Below are 233 nucleotides of genomic sequence, written 5' to 3'. Positions count from 1 at the left end.
CCCCCCCCCCCCCTCCCACACCCAACCCACCCCCCCCTATATTAGCGAGTGTCTCGTGGGCTCGGAGATGTGTATAAGAGACAGGTCACGGCTTCTGCGGCGCCGGGGGCCGATTGGCTTGCCCCGGGGCGGTCGCGCTCCGACCGGAGGTCGACGCCGGCCCCGGCGGCACACGGCTCTCCCTCTTCGACGCAGGCGCCAGGGTCGGCGTCGAGGCCCTGTCTCTTATACAC

General features: G+C 70.4%; 1 protein-coding gene. It reads right to left on the bottom strand.

The features are described from left to right. Positions 1-41: 41 nt before the first annotated feature. Positions 42-233 (bottom strand): hypothetical protein (locus ACPYOG_RS20935; protein WP_481295968.1); only part of this gene is annotated, 192 nt, incomplete at its 5' end.

This window comes from Leifsonia sp. HAY1-4F (assembly GCF_056755275.1).
Note: the sequence above shows the minus strand (reverse complement) of the source record. Positions and strands in the feature narration are given on the sequence as shown.